Origin of the sequence: Streptomyces sp. NBC_00236 (assembly GCF_036195045.1) — a bacterium.
Taxonomy (GTDB): Bacteria; Actinomycetota; Actinomycetes; order Streptomycetales; family Streptomycetaceae; genus Streptomyces.
Genome location: NZ_CP108100.1, coordinates 1,968,381 through 1,979,997 on the forward strand (window position 1 = coordinate 1,968,381; position 11,617 = coordinate 1,979,997).

An 11,617-nucleotide genomic window follows, 5' to 3' on the forward strand; every position below is an offset into this window, starting at 1 on the left:
ACAGTCATGCATGCGCCGCGTTCGGTGACGCCCGCCGGTCCCGGTTACTGGTCCCGGTACATCTCGGCGACCAGGAACGCGAGGTCCAGCGACTGGCTGCGGTTGAGCCGCGGGTCACAGGCCGTCTCGTAACGCTGGTGGAGGTCGTCCACGAAGATCTCGTGGCCGCCGCCGACGCACTCGGTGACATCGTCACCGGTGAGCTCGACGTGGATGCCGCCCGGGTGCGTGCCGAGGCCCTTGTGCACCTCGAAGAAGCCCTTGACCTCGTCCAGGACGTCGTCGAAGCGACGGGTCTTGTGGCCGGACGCGGCCTCGAAGGTGTTGCCGTGCATCGGGTCGGTCACCCAGGCCACGGTCGCGCCGGAGGCGGTGACCTTCTCGACCAGCTCCGGGAGCTTGTCGCGGACCTTGTCGGCGCCCATCCGGACGACGAAGGTGAGCCGGCCGGGCTCGCGCTCGGGGTCGAGGCGCTCGATGTAGCCGAGGGCCTCGTCGACGGTGGACGTCGGGCCGAGCTTGATGCCGATGGGGTTGCGGATCTTCGAGGCGAACTCGATGTGCGCGCCGTCCATCTGGCGGGTGCGCTCACCGATCCACACCATGTGGGCCGACGTGTCGTACAGCTGGCCGGTCCGCGAGTCGACGCGGGTCAGCGCCGACTCGTAGTCCAGCAGCAGGGCCTCGTGCGAGGCGTAGAACTCGACGGCCTTGAACTCCGCCGGGTCCGTACCGCACGCCTTCATGAAGTTCAGCGCGTTGTCGATCTCGCGGGCCAGGGCCTCGTAGCGCTGGCCGGACGGGGACGACTTCACGAAGTCCTGGTTCCAGGCGTGCACCTGGCGCAGGTCCGCGTAACCACCGGTGGTGAAGGCGCGGACGAGGTTCAGCGTGGAGGCGGATGCGTGGTACATCCGCTTCAGCCGCTCCGGGTCCGGGACGCGCTCGGCCTCGGTGAAGGCGAAGCCGTTGACGGAGTCGCCCCGGTAGGTCGGCAGCGTCACGCCGTCGCGGGTCTCGGTCGGCTTGGAGCGCGGCTTGGAGTACTGCCCGGCGATCCGGCCGACCTTGACGACGGGCACGGAGGCCGCGTAGGTGAGGACGGCGCTCATCTGGAGCAGCGTCTTCAGCTTGGCGCGGATGTGCTCGGCCGACACGGCGTCGAAGGCCTCGGCGCAGTCACCGCCCTGCAGCAGGAACGCCTCGCCCTTGGCGACGGCTCCCATGCGGGCACGCAGCTGGTCGCACTCGCCCGCGAAGACGAGCGGCGGATACGACGCGAGGTCCGCGAGTACATCGCGCAGCGCCTCGGAGTCGGGGTACTCGGGCTGCTGCGCCGCGGGAAGGTCTCGCCAGGTGTTGCCACCGGCGACGGAGGTATTGGCGTTCACGGTCACGGCTCCCACATTACGGGGTCGCGTCCACTGTTTTTCCGGGTGCCCAACGGATGAGACGGACACTCGGCACGGTCAGTGACGGGGGGCACCGTCGGGCCTGCTAGCGTCACACCTTTCTGAATTGAACAAGTGGACCACAGGGGTGGGGCTTTGAAGCGGAATCACCGCAGGGACCTCAAGAAGAGACGCTTGCTGTACGGAGTCGGCGCCGCAGTCGTCGCGACGGCGACCATCGGCACTCTGGCCATGGCCTCGCAGGACACCGCGACCAGCGACGGGAAGTCCGTTCCGGCCTCCGCCGAGCTGCAGAAGCAGTTCGCGGACGCGGCGTCCGAGTTCGACGTACCGCAGAGCGTCCTGATGGCGGTCTCGTACCGGCAGACGCGCTGGGAGAGCCACGACGGCGAGCCGAGCACCAGCGGCGCGTACAACGTGATGGGGCTGACCAGTGTGTCGCCCGACGACGTGGAGCAGCCGGACGACGACGAACGTCTGGCACACATGAACCTGAGCGGACGGCCGGAGATCGAGAAGACCTTCGACCCCGCCAAGGTGCTGCGCAGCCTGCCGAAGAAGAGCGTCGACACCTCCGATCCGCGGCTGCACACCCTGGACAAGGCCGCCGATCTCATCGACGCCGGCGCGGACGAGGTCCGGGACGACACCGAGGAGAGCATCCGCGCAGGCGCGGCACTGCTCGCCGAGTACCAGCGCGAGGCGACGGACTCGCTGCCGGACGACGCGGCCCGGTGGTATCCGGCCGTGGCGCGCTTCAGCCAGTCGCCGGACAAGAAGGGCGCCGACCTCTTCGCGAAGCGCGTCTTCGAGTCGATCAAGACCGGTGAGCGCGCCGTCACACAGGACGGCCAGGTGGTCACGCTTCCGGCCGCCCCCTCCATCGAGCCGGTCAAGCCGTCGAAGGTGCCGCTCGCCGCGAGCTTCGCGAGCACCACCGCGACCCCCACGCCCGAATGCCCGTCCGGTCTGAACTGCAACTTCGTTCCCGCCAGGACGTCGAGCACGGGCCAGCGCTCCTACTCGCCCGCACAGCGGCCCGCACAGGGCGTCGACATCCGCCAGATCGTGATCCACGACACCGAGGGAAGCTACGCGGGCTCGCTCGACACGCTCACGAACCCGGCGACGCTCGCGAGCGCGAACTACCTGGTCCGCGCCTCGGACGGTCTGGTCACCCAGATGGTCGAGAACACGAACCTGGCGTGGCACGCGGGCAACTGGACCCTGAACATGCACTCCATCGGCGTGGAGCACGAGGGCTACGCCATCAAGGAGAGCAGCTGGTACAGCGAGCCGCAGTACGAGTCCACCTCGGCCCTGGTGAAGTTCCTGGCGGACAAGTACGGCATTCCGCTGGACCGTGAGCACATCATCGGACACGACGAGGTGCCCGTACAGCTCGACAGGTCCTCCAAGGACACCCACTGGGACCCGGGCCCCTTCTGGGACTGGAACCACTTCATGGGCCTGATGGGCGCCCCGACGGGCGCCGGTGGCGCCGGCGGGCCGGTCCAGGCGGGCCAGGTCGTCCGTGTGGTGCCGCCGTTCACCACGGCCAACCAACCGAAGCTGACGTACGGCACCAAGGCTGTCAGCGCGCGGCCGGCCAACTTCGGCTACCTCTACACCTCGCCGTCGACGACCGCGACGACACTGAGCGACCCCTATTTCACGGCCCTCTGGAGCGAGGGTTCGAACTGGGGCAACAAGGTTCGCGCGGGCAGCAGTTACGTCGTCGCCGAGGCGCGGACCAACTGGACGGCGATCTGGTACGGCGGGAAGAAGGCCTGGTTCTACAACCCCGGCGGCCAGTACACCGTGCCGCTCGCCTCCTCCCCCAGCCTGGTGAAGGCCAAGGCCGGGGTGACGGTCCGGATCTACGGGCGTTCCTACCCGGAGACCGCCGCCTACACGGCCGCGGGCCTGGAGGCTCCTACCGACAACCCGGACTACCTGACGAAGTACACGCTCCCCGCCGGCCAGGCATACGTGAAGGCCGGCCCGGAGGTGAAGGGCGACGACTGGTTCGTCTCCGCCCAGCGGAACCTCGTCGGCACCACCGTCTACGTCCCGATCCGCTACAACCACCGCATGGCATGGGTGAAGGCGAGCGACGTCCAGACCAGCTCCAGCGTCGCGCCGGACCCCGGCACGAACCGCTACAACATCCTGGGCCGTGACGCGGCCGGTGTGCTCTGGCAGTACCAGGGCACCGGCAGCCCCACGGTCCCGTTCCACGCCCGTTACCGGGTGGGTCCGGGCTGGCAGGGCTACAACACGATCACCGCGATGACGGCCCTGCGCGCCGACGGCACGGGCGACATGGTGGCCCGCGACAAGAGCGGCTACCTCTGGTACTACCAGGGCAGCAGCAACCCGGACCAGCCGTTCAAGGCACGCCTCAAGGTCGGCGGCGGCTGGGGTGTCTACAACGGCATGTGGGGCGCCCGCGACCTGAACGGTGACGGCAAGGGCGACCTGATCGCCCGCGACGCCTCCAACGTCCTCTGGTTCTACCAGGGCACCGGAACGCCCGCGAAGCCCTTCCTCGCCAAGACACGGATCGGCGGCGGCTGGGGTGTCTACAACACGCTGGTCTCCACCGGTGACCTGACCGGGGACGGCAAGGCGGACCTGGTCGCGCGGGACAAGTCCGGCGTGCTGTGGCTCTACAAGGGCAGCGGCAACGCGACCGTGCCGTACGCCACGCGCACCCAGGTCGGCAGGGGCTGGGGCGTCTTCAAGGACCTCCTGGGCCCGAGCGACCTGAACCGTGACGGCATCCCGGACCTGATCGCCCGGGACAGCGCGGGCGTGCTCTGGTTCTACCGCTCCACGGGTGACATGGCGAAGCCGTTCGCTCCGATGGCGAAGGTCGGCGGCGGCTGGGGCATCTACAACACGCTGGTCTGATCGTCTTCGGACCGGATCGGTGAAGGGGTCCGTTGCGCCCGTCGGGCGGAACGGGCCCCTTCACGCGTGCGACATGGGTTATGGTTCGGGCATGTTCGCGCACTCGACCCGTAACTGGTGGTGGACCGCTCATCCGGCGGCCCACTGATCGCGCGTACACAACGACGCAGAGGCCGCCCGAGGGGCGGCCTTTCCCATGTCCAGGGGCCGTTCCTCCCAGCTGATTCCAGTGGAAGGAACACCGCAGATGTCACCGCACACCGCATCGCACACGATCGTCCAGAGGCTCCTCGGCGACGACTGCCCGCCCTTCGCCCTGCTGCGCAGGCGCACCCCCGGCCACGACCACGACACCGTCGAGGTGCTGATCGGCCGGGTCCACGAGGCCGACCGCCTCGCCGACCTCCCGGTGGGTGAACGGCCCACCCTGGCCCTGGTGCCGTTCCGGCAGATCGCCGAGCGCGGCTTCGACGTCCGCGACGACGGCACACCGCTGACCGTGCTGGTCGCCGACGAGACGTACGAACTGCCCCTCGACGACACCCTGGACGCGCTCCCCGCCCACGAGGTGCGGGTCGAGGGCGGCGCGTTCGACGTGTCCGACGAGGAGTACGCGGGCACCGTGCGCCGCGTCATCGAGGACGAGATCGGCCGGGGCGAGGGCGCGAACTTCGTCATCCGGCGGACCTTCCGGGGCGAGATCCCGGGCTTCGGCCGGGCGGACGCGCTGGCCCTGTTCCGGCGGCTGCTGGCCGGTGAGCGGGGTGCGTACTGGACGTTCGTCGTGCACACAGGCGACAGCGGGTCCGAAGGACCCTCCTCATCGGGGCGGCGGCAGGCGACGGGTGGGCGGACCCTGGTCGGCGCGAGCCCCGAGGTGCATGTGCGGATGTCCGGCGGGACGGTCGTGATGAATCCGATCAGCGGCACCTACCGCTACCCCGCCGGGGGACCGACCGCCGAGAACCTGCTGGCCTTCCTCGGGGACCGCAAGGAGACCGAGGAACTCTCCATGGTGGTCGACGAGGAGCTCAAGATGATGTGCACCGTGGGCGACATGGGCGGGGTGGTGATCGGGCCGCGGCTCAAGGAGATGGCCCATCTCGCGCACACGGAGTACGAGTTGCGCGGCCGCTCCTCCTTGGATGTGCGGGAGGTCCTGAAGGAGACGATGTTCGCGGCGACGGTCACCGGCTCCCCCGTGCAGAACGCCTGCCGGGTCATCGAGCGGTACGAGTCCGGCGGGCGGGGCTACTACGCGGGCGCGCTGGCGCTGCTGCGGCAGGCGCCCGACGGTACGCAGACGCTGGACTCGCCGATCCTGATCCGGACCGCCGACATCTCGGCCCGGGGCGAGCTGCGGGTGCCCGTCGGGGCGACGCTGGTGCGCCACTCCGACGCGGAGAGCGAGGTCGCCGAGACCCACGCCAAGGCGGCCGGGGTGCTGACCGCGCTGGGGGTGCGGCCGGGGCGGCCGAAGGCCGAGGACGCCAGGCCGCGACTGGCGGACGATCCCCGGGTGCGGGCGGCGCTCGATGCCCGGCGCGACGGGCTGGCGCCGTTCTGGCTGCGGATGCAGGAGCGCACCGGCACATTGTCCGGTCATGCGCTGGTCGTCGACGGCGAGGACACGTTCACCTCGATGCTGGGACATCTGCTGCGTGCCTCGGGTCTCGATGTGTCGGTGCGCCGCTACGACGAGCCGGGGCTGCGCGAGGCCGTCCGGGCGCACGAGGGGCCCGTCGTGCTGGGCCCCGGCCCCGGCGACCCGGGTGACGCGGCCGACCCGAAGATGCGGCTGCTGCGCGCGCTGACCGCGGAACTCGTACGGGATCACCGGCACGGGCTGCTCGGGGTCTGCCTGGGGCACGAACTGATCGCGGCGGAACTCGGTCTGGACATCGTCCGCAAGACCGTCCCGTACCAGGGCGCGCAGACCAGGATCGATCTGTTCGGCCGCCCGGAGACCGTCGGCTTCTACAACAGCTTCACGGCGCGCTGCGACGACGCGGCGGCCACCGAACTGGCGGCGCACGGCATCGAGGCGAGCCTGGACCCGGCGACCGGGGAGCTGCACGCGCTGCGCGGGGACGGCTTCGCCTCGGTGCAGTTCCACCCGGAGTCGGTGCTGACGCTGCGCGGGTCGACGATCGTGGGCGAGCTGCTGGCAGGGCTTCCGGTACGCGGCTGATGTTCCCCGGACGCCCGGGCCCCGGTGAGGTTCTCAGGGTCCGGGCGGTGCGGGGACCAGGACGTTCTCGCTGCGGCGGCCGGCCAGGTAGTCGTCGACGTTCTGGACGGTGGCCGCGATGATCTGGCCCAGGGCGTCCTCGGTGTAGTACGCCTGGTGCGAGGTCACGAGGACGTTCGGGAAGGTGACGAGCCGGGCCAGGGTGTCGTCGTCGACGCCCTCCAGGGACTTGTCGAGGAAGAAGAGCCCGGCCTCCGCCTCGTACACGTCGAGTCCGACGCCCAGGAGCCGGCCCGCCCGCAACTCCTCGACCAGGGCCGTGGTGTCGATGAGTCCGCCGCGGCTGGAGTTGATCAGGATCGCGTCGTCCTTCATGCGGCCCAGGGCGTCCTTGCCGATGATGTGGTGGGTCGCGGGCAGCAGGGGGACGTGCAGGCTGATCAGGTCGGACTCGGCGAGGAGCTGTTCCTTGTCGACGTACCGCATGCCGAGCTCGACGCAGGCCGGGTTCTCCGCGACGTCCCAGCCGAGCAGATTCATGCCGAAGCCATGGGCGATACGGGTGAACGCCTCGCCGATCTTGCCGGTGCCGATGATGCCGGCCGTGCGGCCGTGCATGTCCCGGCCGAGGAGGCCGTCGAGGCGGAAGTCGAAGTCCCGGGTGCGGATCGTGGCGCGGACCACGCGGCGGTTGACCGCCATGGCGAGGGTCCAGGCGAATTCGGCGACCGAGTACGGCGAGTACCAGGAGACCCGTGAGACCCGCAGGGCGAGGCGCTCCGCGACGTCCAGATCGATGTTGTTGAAGCCGGTGGAACGCTGGGCGATCATCTGGGTGCCGCCGGCCGCGAGGGTCTGCAGGACCTTGCCGCCCAGGTCGGCGTTGACACTGGTGGAGATGACCTCGTAGCCCGCCGCGATGGGGGCGGTGTCCCGGTTGAGGAAGACGTCCAGGCAGCGCACCTCGTGCTTCCCGGCGAACGCCTTCTCGATCAGAGGCTTCTCGTCGGACTGCACACCGAAGGCCAGGATTTCCACGACGTCTCCTGTGACTGATGCGGGCGAAAGGCCCTGGGTGCGGGGCCCGCTCCGGGAGCGGGCCCCGCAGGGCCGGTCATCGCGAATATACGGCCCGCTCCCCCGGCTCGCCGCTCAGCCGAAGAAGACCCCCACCTCCGCGTAGAGGGCCGGGTCGACCGTCTTGAGGCGGGCGGTGGCCTCCGCTATCGGCACCCGCACGATGTCCGTGCCGCGCAGGGCGACCATCTTCCCGAAGTCGCCGTCGCGCACGGCTTCGATGGCGTGCAGCCCGAAGCGGGTGGCCAGCCAGCGGTCGAAGGCGCTGGGGGTGCCGCCGCGCTGGACATGGCCGAGCACGGTGGTCCTGGCCTCCTTGCCGGTCCGGCTCTCGATCTCCTTGGCCAGCCACTCGCCCACGCCGGAGAGGCGGACATGGCCGAAGGAGTCGTGCGAACCGTCCTTGAGGACCATCTCCCCCCGGGCGGGCGCCGCCCCCTCGGCGACCACCACGATCGGTGCGTAGCTCGCCCGGAACCGGGAGGTCACCCAGGCACAGACCTGGTCGATGTCGAAGCGCTGTTCGGGGATGAGGATGACGTTGGCACCACCGGCCAGCCCGGAGTGGAGGGCGATCCAGCCCGCGTGGCGGCCCATCACCTCGACGACGAGGACCCGCATATGGGATTCGGCCGTGGTGTGCAGCCGGTCGATGGCCTCGGTCGCGATGTTGACGGCGGTGTCGAAGCCGAAGGTGTAGTCGGTGGCGGACAGGTCGTTGTCAATGGTCTTGGGCACGCCGACGCAGGGGACGCCGTACGTGTCGGACAGGGTGGCCGCCACACCGAGGGTGTCCTCGCCGCCGATCGTGACGAGTGCGTCGACCTCGTACTTGGCGAGGGTCTCCCGCACCCGGCGGACGCCCTGCTCGGCATTGAGCGGGTTGGTGCGCGAGGATCCGATGATGGTGCCGCCGCGCGGCAGGATGCCGCGCACCGCCGGGATGGAGAGCGGGACCGTCTCGCCCTCCAGCGCTCCGCGCCAGCCGTCCCGGAAGCCGATGAAGTCGTAGTCGTACTCCTGCACGCCCTTGCGGACGATGGCGCGGATGACCGCGTTGAGCCCGGGGCAGTCGCCGCCCCCGGTCAGTACTCCGACCCGCATGAAGCATCCCTTCGCCGAAGTGAGCTCACTCAGCTCCACGCTAAGGGTGATCCAGGTCACTTCGGGATGGTCGGGACGGTCAATTCCCGCGCAATGTGCGGGTGTTGATCTCAGACGTCGTCGAGGCCGCGCTCGATGGCGTACCGCACGAGCTCCACCCGGTTGTGCAGCTGGAGCTTGCCCAGGGTGTTCTGGACGTGGTTCTGGACGGTGCGGTGCGAGATGACCAGCCGCTCGGCGATCTGCTTGTACGAGAGCCCCTTGGCCACCAGCCGCAGCACCTCGGTCTCCCGGTCGGTGAGCTCCGGGGCCTTCGGCTCGTTCGACGCGACGGGTGCGGGTTCGGAGGCCAGCCTGCGGTACTCGCCCAGGACGAGTCCGGCGAGGCCGGGGGTGAAGACCGGGTCGCCGACGGCGGTGGAGCGGACCGCGTCGGTCAGCTCCTGAGTGCTCGCCGACTTCAGCAGATAGCCCGTGGCACCCGACTTGACCGCCTCCAGTACGTCGGCGTGCTCGCCGCTCGCGGAGAGCACCAGGACGCGCAGTCCGGGCTGCGACCCGACGAGCTCCTTGCACACCTGGACGCCCGGCATCCCGGGCAGATTGAGGTCGAGGACCAGGACGTCGGGGGTGACGGCCCCGGCCCGGCGGACGGCCTGCGGGCCGTCGCCCGCGGTCGCCACCACGTCGAAGCCCGACTCGGCCAGGTCGCGGGCGACGGCGTCACGCCACATCGGGTGGTCGTCGACGACCATCACCCTGATGGGCCGCTGCTGCCCCGCGCCTTCTTCGTGTGCTCCGCTCATCGGACCGAACCCGCCTTCCCCCGTGAAACCTTCGGAACCTTCAATTCGACCTCGGTGCCCTGACCGGGCACCGAGATCAGCTCTGCCGTACCGCCCAGATCGCGCAGCCGCCCGCGGATCGACAGGGCGACGCCGAGGCGTCCCTCCCCCTCGGCCTGGGCGAGCCGGCCCTCGGGGATGCCCGGTCCGTCGTCCCGGACCGTGACGATCACCTCGTCCGGCCAGTCCTCGACCAGGATCCACGCCTGGGCGCTCTCCCCCGCGTGCACCCGGACATTGTCCAGGGCGGCGCTGACGGCCGCCGCCAGTTCCCCGGCCGCCGCGGGCGTGAGCAGGACCGGTGCGCCGGGTTCCGCGAAGGTGACCCGGGATCCGGCATGCGGCGCGAGCAGGGCCCGCAGATCGGTCTCGGCCGGGGCCGCGGTCTCGTCGTCGTCCGTCTCCACGGTCCGCACGACGGCGCCCTCGGCCGCGTCCTCGGAGACCCGGGTGGGGGGCACCAGTCCGCTGGAGACCAGGGTGCGCAGGGCGACCTCCTGCTCCCCGGCCATCCGGCCCAGCTCGGCGGCCTCGCCGCCGATCGCCGTGCCCCGGCGCTGCACCATGGCGAGGACCTGGAGCACGCTGTCGTGGATGTCGCGGGCCAGACGCTCCCGCTCCCGGGTCGCGGCCTCGATCTCCAGGGCGCGGGCGAGGGTGCGCTCACTGGCGCGGGCGACCTCGACGACGTACCCGATGGCGATGGAGGCGACCCAGACCAGCAGGACGTTGTGCAGGGTGTCGCGGCTGGGTTCGGCGCGCTCGATCAGGTTGGCGACGGCGACGAAGGTGGAGGCGAACGCCGCCCATCGCCAGCCGCCCTTGATCGCGAAGGCCAGGACGGATCCGGCGGTCCAGATGGACGGCAGCGTCGGGCCGTCGACGTGCTGGGCCTGGAAGTCGGCGAGCGGGGTGACGAGGATGCCGATGAGCGCGAGCGTGAGGTCCGCGCCCAGGAAGCGCTTGGTGCAGGCAGCGGCACCCGCGACCTTCGGCAGGGTGGCGAGCGTCCAGACGGTCATGACGGCCAGGAAGGCGACGGCCACCCACGGCCGGTCGTACTTCTCGCGCCCGAAGACGGCGAGCAGGATCGCGTAGAGCATCGTCAGGATGCGGTACGCGGTCAGGGCGCGCCACAGTGGCTGCTCGACCGACATCCGCACCACACGTACACGCTTGGCCATGCTGTTCTCCCCCGCCCCCGGCGGACCACCGCGCCCTCAGGCGTCGTCGCGGTCCGCTTCCGCGCCCGACGGCGCCTTCTTCGTGGCCTCGGCCCGTCGCTTCGCCTCATCGGCGAGCTGCCGCTTGGCGGCGGTCGCGTAGATGTCGACGTACTCCTGGCCCGAGAGCTTCATGATCTCGTACATCACCTCGTCGGTGACCGAGCGCAGGATGAAGCGGTCGCCCTCCATGCCGTGGTAGCGGCTGAAGTCGAGGGGCTCGCCGATCCTGATCCCCGGACGCATCAGCTTCGGCATCACCTGGCCGGGCGGCTGGATCTTCTCCGTGTCGATCATCGCGACCGGGATGACCGGCGCGCCGGTGGCGAGCGCCACCCGGGCGAGGCCGCCGGGCTTGCCCCGGTAGAGGCGGCCGTCGGGCGACCGGGTGCCCTCCGGGTAGATGCCGAACAGGCCGCCGCTCTCGATGACCTCGATACCGGCCTTGATCGCCGCCTCACCGGCCCCGCGGGCGCCCGAGCGGTCCACCGGGAGCTGTCCGACGCCCTTGAAGAAGGCCGCGGTGAGCTTTCCCTTGACCCCGGGCGCGGTGAAGTACTCGGACTTGGCGATGAAGGTGACCTTGCGGTCCAGGACAGCGGGCAGGAAGAAGGAGTCGGAGAACGACAGATGGTTGCTGGCGAGGATCGCGGGCCCCTGTGCGGGGATGTTCTCCAGGCCCTCCACCCACGGCCTGAAGGCGAGCTTCAGAGACCCGCCGATGGAGAACTTCATAGCGCCGTAGATCAACTCGGGTGCCTCCTGTGTGCTGTCCGACAGACCTTAAGGCATGTGACCGCCCCGGCTCCCGCCCGGCACGGACGGGGTGTCCCCGGCCCCGGCCGGTGA

At 70.3% G+C, this 11,617-nt stretch carries 9 protein-coding genes; 3 read left to right on the forward strand and 6 right to left on the reverse strand.

The window, feature by feature from the left end:
* Positions 1–44 precede the first annotated feature (44 nt).
* Positions 45–1,391 carry a class II 3-deoxy-7-phosphoheptulonate synthase gene (locus OG446_RS08705; protein ID WP_328893470.1) on the reverse strand — a complete coding sequence of 449 codons (1,347 nt, stop codon included), beginning with the start codon at positions 1,389–1,391 and terminating at the stop codon, positions 45–47.
* A gap of 252 nt (positions 1,392–1,643) precedes the next feature.
* On the opposite strand from OG446_RS08705, the gene OG446_RS08710 reads away from it, so the two are divergent.
* The 3 genes from OG446_RS08710 (at position 1,644) to OG446_RS08715 (ending at position 6,519) form a co-directional block, all read left to right on the forward strand.
* Positions 1,644–4,328: an N-acetylmuramoyl-L-alanine amidase gene (locus tag OG446_RS08710; RefSeq protein ID WP_389260540.1), complete on the forward strand. Its 2,685-nt coding sequence runs from the start codon at positions 1,644–1,646 to the stop codon at positions 4,326–4,328.
* A gap of 91 nt (positions 4,329–4,419) precedes the next feature.
* Positions 4,420–4,476 carry a trp operon leader peptide gene (locus tag OG446_RS37150; RefSeq protein WP_073735655.1) on the forward strand — a complete coding sequence of 19 codons (57 nt, stop codon included), beginning with the start codon at positions 4,420–4,422 and terminating at the stop codon, positions 4,474–4,476.
* Between the two features lie 99 nt (positions 4,477–4,575).
* On the forward strand, positions 4,576–6,519 hold the full coding sequence (locus tag OG446_RS08715) for an anthranilate synthase family protein (protein ID WP_328893472.1): 1,944 nt from the start codon (positions 4,576–4,578) through the stop codon (positions 6,517–6,519).
* 33 nt (positions 6,520–6,552) lie between these two features.
* Here OG446_RS08715 and OG446_RS08720 read toward each other — a convergent pair whose 3' ends face one another.
* From OG446_RS08720 to OG446_RS08740, 5 genes are all read right to left on the reverse strand, one after another.
* Positions 6,553–7,557, reverse strand: a complete 1,005-nt coding sequence (locus OG446_RS08720; protein ID WP_328893473.1) for a 2-hydroxyacid dehydrogenase — start codon at positions 7,555–7,557, stop codon at positions 6,553–6,555.
* A 114-nt stretch (positions 7,558–7,671) separates the two neighbouring features.
* Entirely contained in the window at positions 7,672–8,700 is a 1,029-nt protein-coding gene (locus OG446_RS08725) for a 6-phosphofructokinase (protein WP_328893474.1), read from the reverse strand.
* A 110-nt stretch (positions 8,701–8,810) separates the two neighbouring features.
* Positions 8,811–9,506 (reverse strand): response regulator transcription factor, encoded by a 696-nt coding sequence (locus OG446_RS08730; protein WP_328893475.1) that lies wholly within the window; start codon positions 9,504–9,506, stop codon positions 8,811–8,813.
* Entirely contained in the window at positions 9,503–10,729 is a 1,227-nt protein-coding gene (macS, locus tag OG446_RS08735; protein ID WP_328893476.1) for a MacS family sensor histidine kinase, read from the reverse strand. Before macS ends, OG446_RS08730 begins: the two co-directional genes overlap by 4 nt.
* A 36-nt stretch (positions 10,730–10,765) precedes the next feature.
* Positions 10,766–11,518 carry a lysophospholipid acyltransferase family protein gene (locus OG446_RS08740; RefSeq protein ID WP_328893477.1) on the reverse strand — a complete coding sequence of 251 codons (753 nt, stop codon included), beginning with the start codon at positions 11,516–11,518 and terminating at the stop codon, positions 10,766–10,768.
* Positions 11,519–11,617: the final 99 nt, after the last annotated feature.